Genomic DNA, 19,745 nt, shown 5'->3' with positions numbered 1-19,745 from the left:
ACTTCTTGTCCGCTCGCCCCCGCCTGCTCGTCGTGTCTCCCGGCGATGAGACGTACCGCGGCTACTGCCTGGAACAGGTCGCCGCCTCCTACGACGTTGTCCTGCTCACCGGCACCGAGCCGACGTGGGAGAAGCCGTACATCGTTGATCACGCCGTCGCCGACCTCGACAACACCACCGACCTGCTTGCCGCCGGCCGCGCCCTCGCCGAGCGCCATGAACTCGCCGGCGTGGTCACCTGGACGGAGTGGCATCTCGTTCCCACCGCTCGCCTCGCCCGCGTGCTCGATCTGCCCACGAACTCCGTCGAGGTGATGCGGGCCTGCCGCAACAAGGCCACCGCCCGCACCTTGTTCGCCCGCCACGGCGTGCCCTCAGCGGCCTCGATGAGGGCCCGGTCCCTCGTGGAGGCCGAGCTGGCGACGATGACCATCGGCTACCCCGCCGTCATCAAGCCAGCCTCGTTCGCCGGAAGCATCGGCGTGATCCGCATCGACCGGCCCGAGCAGCTGCCCGACGCCTTCACCTTCGCCTCGGCCGGTGCCGGCCAGAGCCGCGAGGACACCGCGGTCCTTGTCGAGGAGTACCTCGACGGCCCGGAGATCTCGGTCGAGTGCGTCACCCACCGCGGTGTGACCACCGCCGTTGCCGTCACCCGCAAGAGCCTCGGCCCGCCGCCGTACTTCGAGGAGACCGGTCACACCGTCGACCCCGACGACCCGCTCCTCGTCCAGGTCGCCCCGGTCGCCGCCGCCGCGATCAAGACACTGGGCATCACCGACGGCGTCCAGCACGTCGAGATGCGCCTGGTCGACGGCCGCCCCCGCCTGATCGAGGTCAACGCACGCATCGGCGGCGACATGATCGGCCACCTCGTCCGCCTCGCCACCGGCATCGACCTGCCCAAGGCCGCCGCCGACCTCGCCTGCGGCAACAGCCCGGACCTCACTCCAACCCGGCGCGAGGCCGCGGGCATCCGCATGCTCTACCCGGCAGCCTCCGGCACCCTCACCGAGCGGCGGATCAACCAGCCGTTTGCCGCCTATACTCCCTGGCTGCGCCAGGTGCAGTGGACCCGCCAGACCGGTGACCCGATCCTCCTGCCGCCCGACGGAGACCTCTTCACAGCCCGGGCCGGGTTCTACATCGTCACCGGCCGCGACACCGCGGAGGTCAACGAGCGCCTCGACATAGCCGGCGACGAGATCATCGTGACCACACAGGCGGTCCGATGAGCCCTGAGCCTGACCCGCGCTCCGACAACGACGGGGACGTCTACGTCTCCCCGCGCCATCTCGCCGGCTCCATCGGGATCGGCGATCCCGCGCTCGCCCCGCTCCTCGACCTCGGCTGGGACCTCGAGCACGACGACCTCGGCAATGTCTACGTCAACTCCCCGGACCGCAAGGTCCGCCTCGGCTTCCTCCCCGAAGGCGAGGACGACGGCCTGTGGCGGATCAACGCCTACAAGGACCCATTCGGTGCGCCGGCCTGGGGAGCCTGCTTCAACGACTCCTGCCCCACCGAGCTCGTCCGGGCCTTCACCACCGCCCTCGCCGAGGCGTACGAGAACGGCCCGGACGCCTACCTCGCCGCGCCCGACCCGGGGAGCATGGACCGCGATCCGTTCCTCGCGGTCGTCCCCCTCATTCAACGCGGCTGGCAGATCGACAACCCCCGCTGGGGAGTCTTCGCAATCCAGTCCGCCGACGGGCTCGCCGGACTGGAGTTCACCACCGGCCGCCTCGACCCGGAAGCCGAGCTGACCACCCGCGACGCCCGCTGGAGCCTGTGGGCCGGCACCTCCATCGACCGCCCCGCCTGGTACGCCACCGCCAGCACCGACACCCCCGTGGCCCTGCTCAAGGCCGTCACCGAGTGCGTCTCCGACCCGGCCCCGCTGCCGCGCTGGCGTCAGGACACCCACAGCTACGTCGAGGGCATGGCCCAGCTCACCCCCATCCTCCCGCCAAGCCCGCCGGCCCCGACCCCGCTCGACGTGCAGCGGGCCGTCTCACGCCGACCGGCCACGCTCCCCGCCCCCAGCGTCCCGCGCTGGAGCACCACCACCCGCCCAGCCCTGCCCAGCCCGGGCCGCTGACGCCAGCTCGACCTCGACCGGAGACACCTCTTGTCCCTGCAGGCCCCCGAGTTCTTCGCCGAAATGTGCCTCCCCTTCCCCGACAGCACCGTCGTGGGCAACACCTACTACGCCACCCCCGTCGCGGGCGCACCGCTGCGGCTGCGGATCAGCTTCACCGGAAACATCCACGCGGACACATACGGCGGCCTGCGCCTGGCGGTCGTCCACGCGGATCGGGGAGAGATCGACGCGGTCGCGCTCAACTTCGTGGACCACGGCACCTTTCAACGCCGCGACGAAGCCCACAACACCCGCAAGGGCACCAAGCAGTACGGCACGTTCGACACGTACCGCCGACCCGGCAAGCCGCCGTGGGAGGGTGCCGTCACCACCGGGCTGCGTGACGCCATCGGGCAGTACACCGCCATCTGGTTCCCCGGCGCTTGGGCCGCGTCGGCGACGCGCCGCACCACGGGCCTTACCGCTCACAAGGCCCCCGTCCCGCCGGCCACCCGCAGCGGTGGCCGCACCCGGTGACCGGCCGCCCGCCCGTTCCCCGATGCCCAGCGTTCCGCACGGCCCTTCCAGGAGTCACTTCGTGTCGGCCGACCCGTTCAAGAATCTCGACCCCACCCAGACCGTGAAGGTCCTTCCCCGCCACCTGGCAGGACCCGGCCCAGCCAGTCCCCATACCGCCTGGCCCTTCCCCTTCGACAAGGACTGGTCACTGCACCAACCCGAGGAAGGAACGGCCTTCGCCACCAGCCCCTGCCTGCGGCTGTGGACGAGCCTCGTCCTCGAACCCGACAAGCCCCGCAAGGGAACGTGGACCATCGCCGCCAACCGCGTCCCATTTGGCCCGGCGGCCTGGCAGATAACCCTCGACGCCTCCACACCGGTCGAGCTGCTGCACGATCTCCACACCGAACTGCTCGACCTCTACCTGGAAGACCGGCACAGCGACCGCGACTGGCTGTACGAGGACGCGACCGCGCCGTACGAGGCGTACGCGCCACTGTTCGCCCGTGGCTGGAGTCATCAGGTCAAGACCGGTGGCACGCAGATCTTCCTCGCGCCGGACGGGCTCGGGGGCGTGCGGCACCGGTACGCCACCACCGGATCCGACGGCCCGACCTGGACAGCCTGGGGCGGATATCCGAGCGAACCCCACTGGCAGGCGCGCTTCTCATTCGGTACGCCCACCACGCTCGTCGCGGCCTTCACCGCCTCGCTGATCTCCACCGAGCCGTTCCACCGGGCGGCCAAGGACGTTCCCTTTCACACCCGTGACCACCTCTATATCGCCACGGCGACGGCCAAGCAGCCCACCGGCCATTCACCCGCCATTCCCTCTCCTGCGGGCCCTGGCCCCGGCCTGACCCGATGACCTTTCCACGACCTGATCAAGGAGCCCTCTTCTCGTGCACGCTCGTACCGTCCGCGTCGCCGTCCGATCCGCCACCGTCGCCGCCGCGGTGACCGGCACCCTCACCTGGGCCCCGGCCGCAAGCGCCAACATGCCCGAGCCGACCCCCTCCGCCACCTCCACCCAGACCCCCGCCCCCGACACGGGCAGCGTCTCCATCGTCAAGAATGACCCGGCCGGCGACGTCCTGCCCGGCGCTGCCTTCCTCCTTCTTGACGCCACCGGCCAGGAAGCGGGCACCGGCAAGACGGACGCCCAAGGGCAGCTGACCTTCACCGACCTCGCCCCCGGCGTCTACCGGCTGAAGGAGACCTCCTCCGGCAGCCCGCTCCACGACGTCGTCGCTGACCAGGACGTCATCGTCACCCCGGGCGCCGCCGCCCGCCTGACGATCGTCGACCCGTTCAAGCCGGCCCAGGTGCTCCTGAAGGCCAAGGACGACAAGACCGGCAAGCTCCTTCCCGGCTCCACCGTGAACATCGGCTGCGGCGAGGCGACCCTGCTGACACTCACCACCGGCCCGAAGGGCACCGCCACCGGTGAACTGCCGGTGACCAGCAGGAAGGCCGAGTGCTGGGTCAAGCAGGTCAAGGCACCTACGGGCTATGACCTCTACAGGCCCTCGAAGAGCTTCAGCGTGACGCCCGGGGCCCCGGTGACCGTGACCGTCACCAACGCCAAGACCGCCACCCCGCCGAAGCCCATGCCGACCGAGAAGCCGACCGCCACCCCGTCCACGCCTGGGGACGAGCCCACCGACAGCACCTCGGGCGCGTCGAAGGCGACCCCGACGGATTCCGTCACGCCGGACGCCGACTCCTCGACCGCCCCAGCGGCAGACGCGACCGACAACGCAACGCCGAAGGCGCCGGCCGGCTCCCTCGCCCACACCGGAGCCGATGCCACCCCGTGGATCCTCGGCGGCGCCAGCCTCCTCGTCGCCGCCGGCATCGGCGCCGTCGTCGCCGCACGCCGGCCCGCGGCGGCCGAGACCGAGCAGGACAGCAACAGCGAGGCCAACTAACCCACGATGAGTCCTTGAGCAGCAGGCCCCCGGGATATATCGGGGGCCTGCTGCGTATCCCGGCATCCGCCTCGCGGGAGTCACAGATTGAGCGAAGCCTCTGAGCGGCTGGAGGGGGAAGGGGAGCTTTGGTGCGTGGTCGCCGACCACGACTGACACATTCTGTGAACACTAGATGCTTGGACGTCGGGCTTTTTTCGAGGAGAAGAACCCGCACGGCGGGTATGGCGATGTGCTCGCGTGCGCGCCGCAGACCAGGCAGATTTGGTCCACGGCGCGCAGGCGTTTACACGGCCATGTCAGCGAAGAAGTGCTCGTCTCCGCCGAACTCTTGGCGCAGGATCTCTTGTTCCTCGGCGTGCGCGCGATTCTCTTCCTCGAACCAGGCGGCCAACTCTGTGGGGTCGGTGTTCATCGCCGTCTCCTGGGCGACCAGGGCCATGTACTCGCCGTGCACGATGTGCGCAGGGTCGTTGAATCTGCCGATGCAGGAGTCGCCCGGGGGCATGTCGCCCATGCTGTCGAGAACCTCATGGCCAGCTGGGCGGGCGCACCGGTAGATGGGGACCTCGTATCCCCAGATCGTGTAGCCGCCCTGTAGCTTCCCGCACACTGGAACGAGTTCAGTGCTGGGCTGGACGGGACCAGGACTTGTGATCTGGGCGCGCACGGCGGGATACCTGCGGTTGCGGCCGAGCCTTCGGTGCTCTTCCCGGGCGAGCTTCTTGACGCGGTTGCTGCCGGACCTGGGCACGATCGTCTCCCTGCCGGGATCGCCCACGGACCCCAAGACGTCGTGCGCGGAGCGCAGGTTGTGTGCGGGGCGTGGGACCTAAGGGTCCTTGTCCGGTACACGACCCCCGTGGGCGAGGCTGATCGGAAACGGCGTTCACTTCATGCCGCTGGGCGGTGACCTTAGCGCATCATCGGCGGTCGCGGAAGCGGACTTAGGCCGCCGAACGGCACGGGGCGAAGGGGCAATCGATCCTCTGGATTCGGCTGGACTGTGTGTCGTGTGGGCTCCGGACGGAGCCTCTCGTAGCTTCGTGTGGGTGATCTGTCGAGGCCATCAAGCTCCGGCATGTCGCTGGCAATTGGCACGTGGCGAGTCTTGACTGGCGGGTGGTGGAGAGGCGGTGCTCGGCGAACTGCCAGGGCCGCGTGCAGCGTCTTCTGGTAGGCCGGGTAGATCCCGGTCCAGGGGCGGCTCTCGCGGGCGCTGGTGATGGCGTAGCTGCGCTCGGCGTCGAGTGACGGGAGCAGGAGAATCGAGGTCTCCGGTTCAGCCGCTCGTGAACCGGCGATGCCCCTCACGGTCTTGAGCGCCTCACCGACCCGTCAGCCCGTCCTTGACCACGCAGGTCGCGGTGGCCACGGCGAGGAGCATGGGCAGGCCCCGGTCGAGCAGGCCCGTGCGCCTGGCCTCGCGGGCGGCGGCCCGCTTGGCGTGGCCGGCGAGCAGCATCTTGGTCAGCTCGACGGTCAGGGACGTCTCGAATCACCACCGGGCGTAGTCGCCAGCCGCCAGCGGCCACCCGCACCCACGGCTCGGGGTCGTGCTCGTGGACCGCGCCCAGCGGCTGGAAGCCGTCCCACCGTTTGGTCAGCCGTACCAGGTGGGTCGTCTTGGCCACGTTGTCAGGGCCGTTGAGGCTGACGAAGTCCGGGACCTGCGCTATCGCTCACGCCTCGCGGATCGGGGTGTTGAGGACGGAGACGATCGCGTCCGTGTTCGCGGCGATGAAATCGGCGAGTTCTGGCGGCATCAGGTTCAGCTCGCGGACGGCCTCGGCGGTGAAGGGCACGCGGACCACCTCGTACCCGCCCCGCTCCGGCTTGGCGAACTCCGTCCCCGTTCGCGCGGCCAGGTCCATCGACTCCAGGCGCGCGGTGAAGATGTGCTGGATGCCGACGCCGCCCTCCAGCTCGTCGGTGATCAGGTGGACGAGCTCGGCGCGCTCCAGCTTGCCGCCCAGCTCCTCGAACACCTCCCGGTGCAGGGCTGCCTCGATGGTCGCGTCGTCCGCCTCGACCCCTCCGCCGACGGACACCAAGTACGGCTCCCTCCCGGGCTTGGTGCGCTTGATCAGGATCAGCTCGTCGCCGTCGAGGAGGATGGCGCGGGCGTTGCGCTTGACGATGTCGGTCATGGCGTTTGCTCCTTTTGGTGGTGGTACAGGAGAGAACGGGCGGAGGGCTGCCTGGTGGCGGTGGGCACCCCCGGCTCGGTGGACCCAGCATGGTGGAGGCCGATGGCGGGGCGTGACGTACGGGTGCTGCACCACTGCTGAACAAGGGCGGTTGCGCTGGGCGTTTCGGCGTTCCACCGGGTGACGGACAGGGGGTACGACGGTGCACGGTGCAGCGATGGTCCGGCCGGGAAGCCCAGGCTGTTACGCGACGCCCTGCGCATGAGCCTGCGGGACTCCGCCGCCTACCTGGGCGTCAGCGACCGGACAGTGTCGAACTGGGAGGGCAGCGGAGCGAGTTACCAACCCGTGCCGGCGGATGCTGCCTACCTCAGCATCGGGAACGCGCCGACCGCCCCGCCCGGAGACCTGACCCGTGGTCCGGACGGATACTGCCCGCCTACCGACCAGCACCCCCGCGTCATCGTGGCCGGAGACCTCCGCTCCGCCCGCTTCCAACGGATCATGACCGCCCTGGGTTCCGGTAGCGAGGCCGCGCTGCACGCCTACTATGCGGCCAGGGAACTACTCACCAAGGGCTGAGAACACGTTGGCGTGATGCGACGACGACGGCGCTCAGAAGGGAATCTCCGTGACCAGTGAGTCCGAGGTGGCCGTTGCCGCTGCCGTCGTCGTTCAGGACGGGCGCGTCCTGCTCGTGCGACGACGCGTGGCGGAAGGCGCACTCTCGTGGCAGTTCCCGGCAGGGAAGGTTGAACCTGCCGAAACCCCCGAAGAGGCCGCAGAGCGTGAGACCCAGGAAGAGACCGGACTCCTGGTGACCCCGCAGAGCGTGCTGGGGCAACGGGTTCACCCCATGACGGGTCGGGAGATCCACTACATAGCATGTCAACCTGTTGGCGGCGAGGCAACCATCGCGAGGGCTGATGAGGTGGCCGGCCTGGCCTGGGCCGCGCACAACGAGATCGCGCAATACGTGCCGTACGGGCTGTTCGAGCCGGTGCAGAACTACCTCGACGCTGCTCTACTGCCGTGAACTCCGGTGGGTCAACGCCCTTGAGGCGCCAGGGACGTGTTGTTGTTGTCGGGGCCGGCGTGGCAGGGCTCACCACTGCCGTCGTTCTCGCCGAGGCTGGAGCCTCAGTGCACGTGATTGCCGAGCAGGTTCCGGGTGCCACCTCGCTGGCCGCCGGGGCGATGTGGGGGCCGTATCTGGTCGAACCGAAGGACAGGGTCGACCAGTGGGGGCAACGGTCCCTGGAGATCTTCCGCGAGTTGGCGGAGGACCCGGCCACGGGCGTCCGGCTCACCAGCGGCATCGAGGCATCCCGCACGGCCGAGGCGCCACCGGACTGGGCCACCGCCCTGCCCGGCTTCCGGCCGTGCGAGCCGGCTGAACTGCCGGCCGCGTTTTCGGCCGGCTACCGGTTCACGGTGCCGCTGATAGACATGCCCGCCTACCTCGCCTACCTCCTGCGTCGGCTCGACGCTGCTGGGGGGACGGTCGAACGCCGACGCTTGTCCTCGCTCGCGGACGCCGACCCGGCCACATTGATCGTCAACTGCTCCGGCCTCGGTGCCCAGGAGCTGGTCCAGGACCCTGACCTTCGGCCCATCCGCGGCCAGCACGTCGTCGTCACCAACCCAGGGCTGACCGAGTTCTTCTCCGAGGACACGGGCCTCTCGCAGGACCTGCTGTGCTTTTATCCCCACGGCGACACCGTCGTCCTGGGCGGCACAGCCGTCGACGGCGAAGGCGACCTCGCTCCTGACGGCAAGGCGGCGGCCGACATCCTTGCCCGCTGTGCCGAGGTCGAACCCCGCCTCGCCGAGGCCCGCGTCCTGGAGCACCGGATCGGCTCTCGACCGACCCGTGCCACGGTCCGCGTGGAGGCGGAGCGAGATGACGAGGTCGGCACCGTGGTCGTCCACAACTACGGGCACGGGGGTGCTGGCGTCACGCTGTCGTGGGGGTGTGCCGAAGAAACTCGGGAGTTGCTCTCCGCCAAGTGACAGCCTCGCAGGACAGGCAGCTGTCCTTCGCCGGTGAAGTTAGTCGTGTGCAGCGCTTTGAATTGGGCCGACATGGTCGGATGTCAACGGGAGGATGATGGTGGTCGTTTGATTCTCCGCTCACGGCTGCTCGGCGGGATGAAATAGCCACGAACCAGGTGACCGTCAGTGACGATCTTCGCCCTCGGTAGCCTCCTGGCTGCGGCTGAGTTGTTCCAGGCAGTGGGCCTCATCGTTGCGGCTGGCGAGGGCGTCGGGATGGTCGCGGCCGAGGGCGCGCTCGCGGGCGGCGGCGACCTTGCGGTATTCGGTGAGGGCGTCGGCCCAGCGGTCTAGCCAGCCGAGGCCGACGGCGACTTCGCGTCCGCTGACGAGGGTGTCGGGGTGGTCGGCGCCGAGCACGCGCTCGCGGATGGCGCAGACGTTGCGGGCTTCGTCGAGGGCTTCTTCCCAGCGGCCGAGGCGGCCGAGGTTGACCCCGAGGCCGTGCCGGGCGCGCAGGGTCTCGGGGGCGTTGGGGCCATTCACGCGCGTGCGGTCGTCGATGAGGTCGCGGTAGAGGGTGAGGGCTTCGGCGCTGCGGCCGAGGCGGCCGAGGCTGACGCCGACCTCGTAGCGGGCGGCGAGGGTGTCGAGGTGGTCAGCGCCGAGGGCCTGGTGGCGGGCCTCGGCGACCTCGCAGTAGGTCTGGAGGGCCTCGTTCCAGCGGCCGAGCTGGCCGAGGGTATGCGCGACTTCGTAGCGGGTGCTGAGGGTGTCGGGGTGGTCGGCGCCGAGCACGCGTGCTCGGGCGGCGGCGACGTTGCGGGCCATGTGGTAGGAGTCCTCGGGGCGGCCGAGGCGGCTGAGGTGGTAGGCGAGGTTGTGGCGACAGCGCAGGGTGTCGGGGTGGTCGGGGCCGAGGCGCGGGGAGCGTTCGCGAGCGGCTAGGACCGAGGCGTACACCTGGTGGGCCTCGAAGTGGCGGCCCAGCTGGCCGAGCACGTAGGCCGTTTCCTGGCGGGCGGTGAGGGTGTCGGCGTGGTCGGCGCCGAGGGTGCGCTCGCGGCCCTCCGTGACGCGGCTGTATTCGCGCAGTGCGTCGGCGGCGCGGCCGGTGCGGCTGAGGGCGAAGCCGACCTCGTAGCGGCTGGCAAGGGTGTCGGGGTGGTCGGAGCCCAGTACATGGACGCGCTCGGCGACGACAGCATGGTGGATTTGATATGCCTCTTCCCAGTGGCCAAGCCGACCGGCAGCGAGCCCCACGTTATGGGCATGTTCAGGATCGAGAAGCGAGGCCAAAGCCAGCGCCATTCCCTCCGGAACGGGCTGAAGATCAGGGACATCGAGGAGGTAGTCGAACGCTTGATATCCGCCGGCCGCACTGATCAGCAGACTTCCGGTCGCACCGTGCACGGGAGTGCACAGCCAGGCGAGCGCCTCCTCCATGGGCTCGGGCCGAAGTCGGTCGCCGCCGCGGTCTTCCAGGTAGCGGCAGTGCAAGTCCGCCAGGACGGCGGATGTCACAGGGGCGTGCATTCCCAGACGTCGGCAGTCAACGGCCGCGGCCATAACGGCAGCAGCTCGTGGATGCCCGCCAGGCGCCCAGGCGTTTCGCCAGGACTCAAGCATGGTCGGGCCGCAGGCGAGGGTTTCCGCGATACCGAAACGATCATCTTCAACCGCACGGGCGAGTCGTGGATCGGTGGCATGCTCTGCGGCGCGCGCACGTTCGGCTGCTGACCAGTGGCGGTCGATTCTGATGGTTCGAGCGCTTTGCAGCAGCTCGCGAGTTGTCCGCTCGCGCATCGCCCGCTCTTCTGGAGGTACCTCAGTGTGGGGAGAGAGAAACTGTTGATGCTCGTGAGCTCGCATGGTGGCTATGACAAGCACGTTCCGTGAATTGTCGCCGAGTAGTTGGGTGAGTAGTTGGGCGGTGAGTCCCTGTGCGCCGAGGTAGCGTTCGAGGTCATCCAGCCACACGACGCAATTCTTCTCCCTCTGTGCGGCGGGTAGGAGGGCATGCAGCGCTGATGGGGCGGGGTAGGCGAAGGCGTGGTTCGGCCGCAATGTATGCAGGGCCTCGTAGGCAAGCCGTGTCTTCCCGGCCGTGGACTCGCCGACGATCAGAACGAAGCCGCCTTTTGTGACGGCGGCGTGTACGTCGGCTTCTCGGTCCCGCTGAATGAACGGCGCCACGCGGTCTGTGACACCGTCCCTGACAACGGTCTCGGCGGCGTGCACGCCCAACGCGATCGGGTCAATCAGATCGCGCACGCGGGGCAGTCGGCCAGTAGCACTGGCCGCGTAGAGGCTGGCTGACATGAGTTCGCGCTGCCGGGTAGCCGTGTCGATGCGGGCCGATACGCGGGTGACGGGCAACGCCGTGATCGCTGCGGCTATGGCCGCGACAGCGGCCGCTCGCTCCGGAGGCATCCAAATCGCCGCGATGACTCCTGCCAGGCCAGCGAGCACGGCAAGTACAAAATACGCGAGCCATAAACGGACGCGACCCGCCACGATCCCTCCCGGATGTTTAGGAAAACCATCCTGCGGGCTCAGTTCAGCGCCGTCTAGCCTCCGCTGGCCGACGCTCGCGTACATCCACACACGACGCCTCGACGTGCGGTATGGCCCCGTCCTCCCCAGCCGGTACGGCTGGGTTCGATGTCAAACGCCTCGATTGGATGACAGGGGACAGCAGTTCGCCCGCGGCAGACAGGAAAGAACCCGGAAAGACTGGCCAACGGGTGCGCGAGCATGTCAACGTAGACGACCTTCCCGAGAAACCCCAGGTGAGAGAGGTGATTGCCTGTGACCGTGGCTCCCGTGGATCCCGGATTCTCCACCACCGTCGAGGCGCTGCGGCTGCGTGATTGGCAGCTCGGCCCGGGGCAGCCCACGCTCGTCATGGACCAGTTCTCCGCGGACGACTTCCATCTGGTCGTGGACGACCGCGCGGACGTGCACGTCAACTCGAAGGACGGTCGCTTCTACCTCGGCTGGTTCCCGCTCGGCCGCCCCGGCACAGACGGGGAGGGATGGAAGATCGCCGTCACCGGCACGGCCAAAGTGCGCGGATATCACGTGTCCTTCGACATTGAGACGCCGGCCGAGATCGTGGCCGCCGCCGTGGCCCGGGTGCTTGAGACCTCACGGCGCGTGTAACGCCAGATCGCCGAGCGGGACCTTCCCGATGGCGGCTCTTTCTCGGCTCTTCGGCGGCGTTGCGCCCTCCATCCTCAGTTGCCTTCCTCGTGCAAGGAGTTCCCGTGGAACACACGGAGATGACCGTCGGCGATCTCATCGACCACCTGTCCGTCCACGACCGCAGCACTCCGCTGCGCCTGGCGATAAACCCGTTCTTCCCGATGGCGCATCGCCTCGAACAGGTCATCCAGGCTGTGGACGAGACCGGGCGACCCGTCGTCTATCTGGCTGAGGGCCGGGACGCGAACACGCAGCTCGGTCATCTGCCGCCCGAGGTCGCTGTCGCCCTGGCCTGGCAGACGCCCGTCCAGGCGCCCCCGCGCCGCCCTCGCCGTCGTGCCGGCGGCGAGTAGATCCTCACCAGTCTTTGGAGGCGCCCCTGTACCCCGACTTCCCGCTCGATCCTTCCGCCGCGAACAGCACTCAGTCCGCGTGCTGGGTCGGTCCCCGGCACCTGGCCGGTGACGACGGGCGGCTCTACGACGCCGTGGCCGACACGCTCGCCAACCTTGGCTGGACGAGCCTGACGATCGTCCGCGGGCGACAGAAACCGGACGAGGACCGAGAGGTCCTGCGCAGCACCGTCCTGCACATCAGCCCTGACACCCTCCGGTGGGCCCAGTGGGTCCTCGCGGACGAGCCGTTCCATCTCGGTGGCCTGCCGATCGCCTGGCAGGTCTCGGCTCGCGCGGACACGAGCAGCCCGCTCGCGATGTGGTCCGCGTACTTCACCCCCGATGTCCCGGGCGAGGTCCTCGTCGACTTCCTCGTCGCGCTCGACGCGCGCGACGAGCCTGCCGTGCCCCTCGCCGGGCCAGAGCTGGTCCTGGATGCCGTCACTACGCACGGCTGGCTCCGCCACATAGATCAGCCCGACGCATGGGCGATGGACCCGACCTTCACCTCGCACCTCAGCCTGGGCGAGGTACCGCCTCTCATCCAGGACAGCGACCCGCGCGCCCTGACGGCCGAGGCCGACGAGGCTGGCCCCGCTGGATGGCAGGCATGGGCCGAGCCCGTACTCGGGGCACGGTATCTCTGGGCTGCGTCTTTCGGCGCAAGCGTGCCGCACGACCTTGTCCACGCCTTCGCGGCCTCGCTCAGCTCCACCGCGCCGGTCCTGCGCCGGGTCCTGCCCGAGAGCACACAGGATCGCCTCCTCCGTGCCCCGGCTGGCTAACCGCCGCCGCAGGGCAGGTCCGTCACGCTGGCACGCACGAAGCTCGGCCACCCCGAATTGGCGTGGCCGAGCTTCGTGCGTACTGGGATGTCGCCGCCCGAACGGGCGGCGACAAACATCGCGCTCGGTGCCGCATGGGGCTCCCGGACCCGCTGCGCAGTCTGTCTTGAGGCGGCGGGAGTCGTCTCGCTCCTGAACCATCCGTCCTGCGTTGGTCCGGTTCTCCTGGGACTGCGCGGTTCTCCCCTGCCTTCGTCGGGCTGGCAGGGGGCGTGAAAACCGCCACGGGAGTGTCAGTGCTGAGGGCTACCCTCAGCAGAAGCACATGAGAAGGCCCCGGGGCCGTCTCGGGTGACGGCCCCGGGGACACTCCTGACTGACATCTGGACCCTACCCGGACGGGCGGGCGGCTTGCTGGCCGCCCGGCACCGGTGGGCCGTTGCTCGAGACCGTCCCGGTCCCCTCGCACTTCGAGGAAGGACCGCCCCACATGGAACTGACCGGTGCCCGCGTCTCCAGCTACCGCTCGGTGGAGGACTCCGAGGAATTCCGCGTCGAGCCCGACGTCACCGCCCTCGTCGGCAAAAACGAGTCCGGCAAGACGAACCTCCTGCGGGTTCTCTACCGGATGCGGCCGGTGGAGCCCTCGGCCGGGTTCGACGAGGTGATCGACTACCCCGCCCGGCTGACCCGCCAGCGCAAGCAGGCCCCCGCCGACCAGCTCATCCCGGTCGTCGAGGCGTCCTTCCGCCTCAACGACGTCGAACTCGCAGCGATCGAGGCTGACCTGGGGCCGGGCGCCCTGAAGAGCCGCGAGTTCACCGTCACCAAGGGCTACCGGGACGCCACCGAGCAGTTCGACATCGACTGCGACGAAGCGGCCATCACAGCCCACCTGCGCACGAAGCTGGACCAACCCTCCGCCACCGACCCGGCAGTAGCTCAGGCCACCACGATCAAGACCCTGCTGGAGGGCCTGGAAGCGCTCGGCACACCGGAGGAGATCTCGGCGGCCGCGCAGGCCCTCGCCTCCCGCGTCCGCGGCTGGCGGGGGCAGGACGTCGCGCTCTTTGTGATCGACGAGTACATCGCGCCGAAGATGCCGAAGTTCGTCTACTTCGACGACTACGACGCGATGCCCGGCAAGATCTCGATCCCCGATCTGATCGCCCGCCGCGACGGGGGCACGATCACGCGGGGCGAGCGGGCCCTGCTCAGCCTGCTGAGCATGGCCGGGATCCGGCCGGAGGACTTCCAGGAGACCGCACAGCACGAACGGCTGATCCGGGAACTGGAGAACGCCGGCAACGTCATCTCCGACGAGGTGTTCGAGTACTGGTCGCAGAGCGACGAGCTGGAAGTGAAGCTGGAGATCCTCCCGCCGGAAAGCGGTGCCGCACCGCCGCTGGACCAGGGACCGATCCTGCAGATCCGCGTCCACAACCGGCGGCACCGCGCCTCGGTCCCCTTCGACGAGCGCTCACGTGGGTTCGTCTGGTTCTTCTCCTTCCTGGCCTACTTCAACGAGCTCGAGGAGGGAGCCAGCAGCGACCTGGTGATCCTGCTGGACGAGCCCGGGCTGTCGTTGCACGCCTGCGCCCAGAAGGACTTCCTGCGGCTCATCGACGAGCGGCTGGCGCCCAAGCACCAGGTGCTCTACACCACGCACTCGCCGTTCATGATCTCGCCCGGCAGCCTGCACCGGGTCCGCACCGTCATCGATCACGACCGGGCCGGCACGAAGGTGTCGGAGGACATCTTCCGCGCTGATGAGGACACCGCGTTCCCGCTGCTGACCGCCATGGGCATCGAGATGACCCAGACGCTCTTCGTCGGCGAGTACACCTTGCTCCTTGAGGGCCCGAGCGACCTGATCTACCTCGACGTGCTGAGTGAGGCCGCCGAGGCCCAGGGCCTGGAGGGGCTCGACCCGCGCTGGGTGAAGACCCCCATCGGCGGCGCCGGCAAGCTTTCCACCTTCGTCACCCTCCTCGGGGCGAACAAGCTGCACGTCGCCGTGCTGACGGACTCCAGCACCAAGGACACCGGTGCCGTCCAGCGGCTGCGCGACAACGGCCAGCTGACTGCCGGCGGCCTCGTCCAGGTCAGCGAGTTCACCGGCACTGCGGACGCGGACATCGAAGACCTCTTCGCCCCGGCCTTCTACCTGGAGCTGGTCAACCGCGCCTACCGCAACGACCTCACCCAGCCGATCACAGCCGATGACCTCAACCCGAACGACCCGCGCATCGTCCGACAGGTCGAAGCCGTCTTCAAGAAGCGCAACCTCACCAAGGGCCGCTTCAACCACTACCGTCCGTCGGCCACCCTGCTGAGGGAACAGGCGGACCTGTTCGACCGGATCGACGCGGCGACCGCCCTCCGCGCGGGCAAGCTGTTCACCCGGCTCAACGCGCTCCTTCCCTGACGGCCACGGCGGCCAGTATCCGGGCCGCCCGGCAGGCGGCCCGGGGTGACCCGCGTGAGTTCCTAAGTCAACCTTTATGCCGTCAGGGGCCTCTCGGTGGGTGTGTTGATCTCGTTGTTGGCCTGGTGGCTGACGTGGTCGTGCCAGATGCCTTCGCGCCAGCAGGTTGACATAACGCGGAGGCTGACACGACCTACGTAACCCACCCAGCTGAGCCGTCCAGCGGGCGAGTACGCCAGCGCCCCCGACCGTAGAGATCGAGGGCGCCGGTGTCGTCATGTGGCAGGGCGTCAGCGGGCTGCTGTCGCCTTGGCGTGAGCCCTGTCGAGGTGTAGGTCGACGAGGGCTGGCGAGCCGGAGACGATCAGCAGCACGTTTCCGTCCCGGATCGCGGTCTGCTTCACCACGTTCTCCCGCCCGCCGGTGGAGAAGGTCAGCAGCTGGCTCCACCGCTCGTCTCCGAGCTGGGGCGCGGCCACCTCTTGCGTGGTCATGTCGATGGCGGTGCCGCCGACGAGGACCTGGTACTGCGGGCAGCCGGTCATGGCGTCGAAGATCCGGCCGGTGCCCTCGGACAGCTTGGCGGCCGTGCCGCTGTACAGCTCCTCGGAGACTTCCGAGTTGCTCCTGCTGGTGTAGGTGAAGGCGACCTTCGCCTTGCGGGGGAAGTCGAGAGATCCCCCGGTGGCTGTGTCCCCGCCGAGGTCGCTGAGGGCAGGGCAGCCGAGGACGGTGACGTCGTCCTGCCGGGTCGGGCGCTCGGGCTTACGGGTATAGCCGGTGCCGAGGTCGCCCTCGTTCAGCAGGCGCGCCTCCAGCGCGGCCGAGGACAGGGGACGATCGTTCTGGCCGGCGGTGGCAGGCCCCTTGCCGCGGGCGGAGGCCGCAGAAGCGGGCTTGGCCTTAGTGGTGTCGGGGGAGCAGGCGGGCAGGGCGAGGACGGTTATGGCGGTGAGGCCGACGGCAGTGGTGGCGACGCGAACGCGCATGGTGGATCTGACCCCTTGGTGCTTGGCGACGGTTGGTCAGTGCGGGCCGTAGCCCGGTGGGGTCGTAGGGATGAGGGGTCAGTGACCGAGGTGCCGCAGGCAGTCCTCGAACGTGGCGTGCGTCGCGTCCGCCGGGCCGGCGTGCCGGTTGTACCAGGCGGTGTCGAGACGCGTCTCGGGCTGCTGGTGCCCGTGGCGACAGCGCAACCAGATCTGATCGCGCGTGGACATGATGAGCCAGTCTCGGTACGCGCCGCAGCCGGCGCAGGCGACGAGCTCGCCGTCGAGGACGATCGGCTGCGTCCAGGGCATCATCCGGCCGTCGAGCTGGTCGTGGCTCGGCACGCGCAGGTCCGGTGGAAGGAAGTCATCCACCACGAGCACCGGCTCGGAGGGCTGCGCCGCAGCCTGCGTCTGCTCTGCCTTCGGCGGCACCCTGCCCTCCAGGTCCGCCCACATCATGTCGTGTCGGTGGCGCATCTCGCTGATCTCCGCCTCTCGGCGGCGGCGTATCCGGTGAAACACCCTGGCGTCCTCCTTCGTCCGTCCTGCTCGCGTCATGATCGTGCCTAAGGTTGCTGACCTGCTTCAATTCACGAAGTTCACAGTTGCGGCCCTCCGCGCCCGGGCCGGGACTGCCGTGGTGCCTGCTGGCCCGTACGGCGTGCGGACGGCCTTGCTGCCGGGCCGCCGCTCACCATGTCGCCCGTGTCTGCCGGCAGCTCCGCGGTCCGGCGCAGTCGCCACACCAGGACGTCGCTAACGGACTCTGCCGTGTCGAGTTCTCGCCGCCCAGCGGCGTCGGCCAGAAGCGCGGCAGGATCGTGGCCGGCGGCTTCGGCGTCGGCGAGAGTGGCGGCGAGCGCGTACCAGCCGGGCTCGGCGAAGATCCGCACAGCCAGTTCGGGCAGCGCCTCGCGCAGCATCGCAGTCTGCCGTTGGAGCAGGGGCCGACCAAGGTGTCGTCCCCGCTGGTAGAGGGCCCCGAGGGGCTGGGCGGCGGCGGCCTGGTAGGCGGCGCGTAGGTGCTCGGCGGCCTGGCGGGCTGCCGCGGCCTGCTGGGCGTGGCCCTTCTTCGCGTGCCAGTGGACCGCAGCGGTGATCAGGAAGAGCAGCATATCGATCGCCATGGCGGTCGACGCGCCGTCTTCACCCCGGCCGAGGGCAGGACCGCCGTGGACGAGGTCGCGGGCGGCCTGCCGCAGGGCGCGGTCGTGTCCGCGCTCGGCCCGGACATGGGAACGCGATGCCCGCTCGAACGCGAAGGCGGCGTCACGAAGTTCGCGGCGGGTGTGGGCGGCGGAGGTCTTCGCGAGAGCGTCCAGGACCTCGCCGGTGGCGGCGATGTACGCGGCGGCGACCGCTTCGTCGCCGTGCTCGACGACCAGCACCGCAGTCCACGCGGCCGACGCGGCCCGTCGGCGGGCGGCGGCCGGGCCCTCCCTCACCGGACGCGAAGACGGCTCTGTCGCAGCGGGGTCCGGATCGGGGGCAGCGTCGGTGGTCCAGCGCTCCCGGATCCGGGGCAGGGACAGGTCCGGCGCGAGACGCGCGCCGGGGTAGAACACGGGCTCGTCGTCCTTGTTGCGGTCGTCGGGCAGGGCGACCTTATAGCCGAGCAGGTCGCCGGACGGTGCCACGCGCTTGCGGATCAGCAGGCCGGAGGCGGCCAGCCGGTCGAAGAACTCTTCCTCGCTTGTCGCGCCGGCCACCGCGCGGCGTACGGTCTCGCGCAGCTCCTCCCGTGCGGTGCGCTCGCGGCCCTGACGCTGGGCCTTGTGCCGCTCGGCGCTGGTCGGCCGCTGGGCGGCGGTGCCGTCACCCTTGTTGAGGCGGCGCAGGCCCAGCTCCGCTTCGAGGGCGCGGGCCTGGGCCTGGACGTGGGCGGCGTCGTGGTCGAGGTCGGGTTTGTAGCCGTCCTCGCGGACGAGCGTGGCGACGATATGGATGTGGTCGTCGGCGTGGCGTACGGCCGCCCAGCGGCAGCCCGCACCCTGCTTGGGATCGTCGATACCGGCGGCGGCGACCATGCGGCGGGCGATGTCGCCCCACTCCTCATCGGTGAGAGTGCGGTCCTCGGCGGCGTTGCGGACGGACAGGTGCCAGACGTGCTTCTTCGGCCGCTCTGAGGCGTCGATGTTCTCGACGGGCTGGTCGAGGAGCTGCTGGAGCTGCTTGAGGGTGGCGGTCTCGTCGCGGCCGGGGTCGGGAGCGTTGTTGTCCCAGGAAGCGACCAGGTGCGGGTTGGTGTGCTCCTCGTACTTGCCCGGCCCGTACAGGTAGTAGAGGAGGCCGAGGGTGCGCTGCCCGCGCTTCTGGATCCTGGGGATCATGCCGGTGGTGGTTCCTAGTTCTGGTGGAGCAGTTGGTCGGTGGCGTGCTGGACGCGCTGGACGGCTCGGTCGGTGGCGGCGATGACGGCGGCGAGTTCGGGCGGGTGGGCTCCGGCGTTGATCGCTCGGGTGATCTGGTTGAGGTTGTTGCCGACGTGACCGAGGTGTCGGCGGGCGGCGAAGAACTCGGCGATCACCTCGCGCTCTCCGGCAACCGCGCTGGCGGTCCGATCGAGGTCACGGGCGGCGCTGAGGGCGGCGCGGGCGAGGAACCCGGCGACGGTGAGGCCGGCGGCTTGGGCGCCGGCAGTTACGCTGGCGAGTTCGTCGTCGCTGAAGCGGGTGTTGCGGACATGGGGGCGCTGGCGGCGCTGGTACTTGCGGCGTCGCGTACGAGGTGGCGGGACGGCAGGATCTGGCGTGGCGAGCTCAGGTTTCCCCTCTTGTCCCTGTGGCTGCGATCCGCCCTCGGTCGCGGCCTCCTCGTCAGGCGTCCCCCGGCGCCGGACGAGCCCCTGCCCCGAGGGGGTAGGGGAACCCTTGGATACTCCGCTCAAGGCGGAGTATCCAAGGGGATAACTTGCTCGCCCTGAGACCGAGTTGGAGGACGCGGCTGGCCCCAGGGCGTTGCCGTTCGAGCTCGGGTTCGTCATCGGGTTCTGGGCTCCTTGGAGCGGATTCGGTACTGGATGGCTGCGGCCAGCTCGACGATTTCGGCTGGCCCCGCGACGACGCGGACGGGGCCTTCGGGTTCGTACTGGACGAGCCACTGGCCGCTCGGGACGAGGACCGCGCGGTGCAGCAGCCCTCGGCGGACCAGGACGTCCGCCCATGCGCCAGCCTCGGCGACTGTGGGAGCGGACGAGCGAGTACGGGGTTGCACGGGGCCTCCTGAAGCGGGGCGGTGGCCCGCTACGTAGCCGGGCCACC

Annotated in this window: 20 protein-coding genes and 1 pseudogene; 12 read left to right on the top strand and 9 right to left on the bottom strand. The window is 69.5% G+C overall.

What is annotated here, in order from left to right; genetic code table 11:
- The first annotated feature begins 5 nt into the window (after positions 1-5).
- From ACFY8W_RS04250 to ACFY8W_RS04230, 5 genes are all read left to right on the top strand, one after another.
- Complete coding sequence (locus ACFY8W_RS04250; RefSeq protein ID WP_391099999.1) at positions 6-1,235, top strand: ATP-grasp domain-containing protein; 1,230 nt, start codon at positions 6-8, stop codon at positions 1,233-1,235.
- Positions 1,232-2,101, top strand: coding sequence for a DUF317 domain-containing protein (locus ACFY8W_RS04245; RefSeq protein WP_391099997.1), 870 nt, complete (start codon positions 1,232-1,234; stop codon positions 2,099-2,101). Before ACFY8W_RS04250 ends, ACFY8W_RS04245 begins: the two co-directional genes overlap by 4 nt.
- Positions 2,102-2,131: 30 nt before the next feature.
- The gene (locus ACFY8W_RS04240; protein WP_391099996.1) at positions 2,132-2,620 is read left to right on the top strand and encodes a hypothetical protein; all 489 of its coding nucleotides are present in this window, start codon (positions 2,132-2,134) and stop codon (positions 2,618-2,620) included.
- A 61-nt stretch (positions 2,621-2,681) separates the two neighbouring features.
- Positions 2,682-3,470, top strand: coding sequence for a DUF317 domain-containing protein (locus ACFY8W_RS04235; protein ID WP_391099994.1), 789 nt, complete (start codon positions 2,682-2,684; stop codon positions 3,468-3,470).
- A 34-nt stretch (positions 3,471-3,504) separates the two neighbouring features.
- Positions 3,505-4,533 carry a SpaA isopeptide-forming pilin-related protein gene (locus tag ACFY8W_RS04230; RefSeq protein WP_391099993.1) on the top strand — a complete coding sequence of 343 codons (1,029 nt, stop codon included), beginning with the start codon at positions 3,505-3,507 and terminating at the stop codon, positions 4,531-4,533.
- Positions 4,534-4,819: 286 nt separating this feature from the next.
- Here ACFY8W_RS04230 and ACFY8W_RS04225 read toward each other — a convergent pair whose 3' ends face one another.
- The 3 genes from ACFY8W_RS04225 to ACFY8W_RS04215 form a co-directional block, all read right to left on the bottom strand.
- Positions 4,820-5,050, bottom strand: coding sequence for a hypothetical protein (locus ACFY8W_RS04225; RefSeq protein ID WP_391099990.1), 231 nt, complete (start codon positions 5,048-5,050; stop codon positions 4,820-4,822).
- A gap of 810 nt (positions 5,051-5,860) precedes the next feature.
- A complete protein-coding gene (locus ACFY8W_RS04220) occupies positions 5,861-5,998 on the bottom strand; it encodes a hypothetical protein (protein ID WP_391099988.1) in 138 nt (45 codons plus the stop codon).
- Positions 5,999-6,215: 217 nt separating this feature from the next.
- Positions 6,216-6,683 carry an NUDIX domain-containing protein gene (locus ACFY8W_RS04215; protein ID WP_391099985.1) on the bottom strand — a complete coding sequence of 156 codons (468 nt, stop codon included), beginning with the start codon at positions 6,681-6,683 and terminating at the stop codon, positions 6,216-6,218.
- A gap of 351 nt (positions 6,684-7,034) precedes the next feature.
- Between ACFY8W_RS04215 and ACFY8W_RS04210 the strand changes: the two are divergent.
- The 3 genes and pseudogenes from ACFY8W_RS04210 to ACFY8W_RS04200 form a co-directional block, all read left to right on the top strand.
- Positions 7,035-7,265: pseudogene (locus tag ACFY8W_RS04210) on the top strand (pyridine nucleotide-disulfide oxidoreductase); the annotation flags it as partial.
- A 43-nt stretch (positions 7,266-7,308) separates the two neighbouring features.
- Entirely contained in the window at positions 7,309-7,719 is a 411-nt protein-coding gene (locus tag ACFY8W_RS04205; protein WP_391101704.1) for an NUDIX domain-containing protein, read from the top strand.
- Between the two features lie 20 nt (positions 7,720-7,739).
- Entirely contained in the window at positions 7,740-8,696 is a 957-nt protein-coding gene (locus ACFY8W_RS04200) for an FAD-dependent oxidoreductase (RefSeq protein ID WP_391101702.1), read from the top strand.
- Between the two features lie 165 nt (positions 8,697-8,861).
- Here the strand turns inward: ACFY8W_RS04200 and ACFY8W_RS04195 are convergent, their stop codons facing one another.
- The gene (locus ACFY8W_RS04195) at positions 8,862-11,279 is read right to left on the bottom strand and encodes a tetratricopeptide repeat protein (protein ID WP_391099982.1); all 2,418 of its coding nucleotides are present in this window, start codon (positions 11,277-11,279) and stop codon (positions 8,862-8,864) included.
- Between the two features lie 210 nt (positions 11,280-11,489).
- Between ACFY8W_RS04195 and ACFY8W_RS04190 the strand changes: the two genes are divergently transcribed.
- From ACFY8W_RS04190 to ACFY8W_RS04175, 4 genes are all read left to right on the top strand, one after another.
- Positions 11,490-11,843 carry a DUF317 domain-containing protein gene (locus ACFY8W_RS04190; protein WP_391099979.1) on the top strand — a complete coding sequence of 118 codons (354 nt, stop codon included), beginning with the start codon at positions 11,490-11,492 and terminating at the stop codon, positions 11,841-11,843.
- 104 nt (positions 11,844-11,947) lie between these two features.
- The gene (locus tag ACFY8W_RS04185; RefSeq protein WP_391099976.1) at positions 11,948-12,238 is read left to right on the top strand and encodes a hypothetical protein; all 291 of its coding nucleotides are present in this window, start codon (positions 11,948-11,950) and stop codon (positions 12,236-12,238) included.
- Between the two features lie 14 nt (positions 12,239-12,252).
- Positions 12,253-13,065, top strand: coding sequence for a DUF317 domain-containing protein (locus ACFY8W_RS04180; protein ID WP_391099973.1), 813 nt, complete (start codon positions 12,253-12,255; stop codon positions 13,063-13,065).
- 490 nt (positions 13,066-13,555) lie between these two features.
- Positions 13,556-15,493: an AAA family ATPase gene (locus ACFY8W_RS04175; RefSeq protein WP_391099970.1), complete on the top strand. Its 1,938-nt coding sequence runs from the start codon at positions 13,556-13,558 to the stop codon at positions 15,491-15,493.
- A 290-nt stretch (positions 15,494-15,783) separates the two neighbouring features.
- On the opposite strand, the gene ACFY8W_RS04170 is transcribed toward ACFY8W_RS04175, so the two are convergent.
- The 5 genes from ACFY8W_RS04170 to ACFY8W_RS04150 form a co-directional block, all read right to left on the bottom strand.
- The gene (locus ACFY8W_RS04170; RefSeq protein WP_391099968.1) at positions 15,784-16,482 is read right to left on the bottom strand and encodes a hypothetical protein; all 699 of its coding nucleotides are present in this window, start codon (positions 16,480-16,482) and stop codon (positions 15,784-15,786) included.
- A 78-nt stretch (positions 16,483-16,560) separates the two neighbouring features.
- Complete coding sequence (locus ACFY8W_RS04165) at positions 16,561-16,962, bottom strand: hypothetical protein (protein WP_391099965.1); 402 nt, start codon at positions 16,960-16,962, stop codon at positions 16,561-16,563.
- Positions 16,963-17,084: 122 nt separating this feature from the next.
- Complete coding sequence (locus tag ACFY8W_RS04160) at positions 17,085-18,815, bottom strand: relaxase/mobilization nuclease domain-containing protein (protein WP_391099962.1); 1,731 nt, start codon at positions 18,813-18,815, stop codon at positions 17,085-17,087.
- A gap of 14 nt (positions 18,816-18,829) precedes the next feature.
- Positions 18,830-19,372, bottom strand: a complete 543-nt coding sequence (locus ACFY8W_RS04155) for a plasmid mobilization protein (RefSeq protein WP_391099960.1) — start codon at positions 19,370-19,372, stop codon at positions 18,830-18,832.
- Between the two features lie 92 nt (positions 19,373-19,464).
- Positions 19,465-19,698, bottom strand: coding sequence for a hypothetical protein (locus ACFY8W_RS04150; RefSeq protein WP_391099958.1), 234 nt, complete (start codon positions 19,696-19,698; stop codon positions 19,465-19,467).
- Between the last annotated feature and the right edge of the window lie 47 nt (positions 19,699-19,745).

Origin of the sequence: Streptomyces sp. NPDC012637 (genome assembly GCF_042954805.1) — a bacterium.
Taxonomy (GTDB): domain Bacteria; phylum Actinomycetota; class Actinomycetes; order Streptomycetales; family Streptomycetaceae; genus Streptomyces.
This window is presented reverse-complemented; position numbering and strand designations above follow the sequence as displayed.

Bases quoted from the DNA above. Each gene is read 5' to 3' on its own strand.
- ACFY8W_RS04160 (WP_391099962.1), bottom strand. From the start codon at position 18,815: ATGATCCCCAGGATCCAGAAGCGCGGGCAGCGCACCCTCGGCCTCCTC.
- ACFY8W_RS04170 (WP_391099968.1), bottom strand. From the start codon at position 16,482: ATGCGCGTTCGCGTCGCCACCACTGCCGTCGGCCTCACCGCCATAACC.
- ACFY8W_RS04215 (WP_391099985.1), bottom strand. From the start codon at position 6,683: ATGACCGACATCGTCAAGCGCAACGCCCGCGCCATCCTCCTCGACGGC.
- ACFY8W_RS04220 (WP_391099988.1), bottom strand. From the start codon at position 5,998: ATGCTGCTCGCCGGCCACGCCAAGCGGGCCGCCGCCCGCGAGGCCAGG.
- ACFY8W_RS04225 (WP_391099990.1), bottom strand. From the start codon at position 5,050: ATGGGCGACATGCCCCCGGGCGACTCCTGCATCGGCAGATTCAACGAC.
- ACFY8W_RS04165 (WP_391099965.1), bottom strand. From the start codon at position 16,962: ATGCGCCACCGACACGACATGATGTGGGCGGACCTGGAGGGCAGGGTG.
- ACFY8W_RS04195 (WP_391099982.1), bottom strand. From the start codon at position 11,279: ATGTACGCGAGCGTCGGCCAGCGGAGGCTAGACGGCGCTGAACTGAGC.
- ACFY8W_RS04245 (WP_391099997.1), top strand. From the start codon at position 1,232: ATGAGCCCTGAGCCTGACCCGCGCTCCGACAACGACGGGGACGTCTAC.
- ACFY8W_RS04175 (WP_391099970.1), top strand. From the start codon at position 13,556: ATGGAACTGACCGGTGCCCGCGTCTCCAGCTACCGCTCGGTGGAGGAC.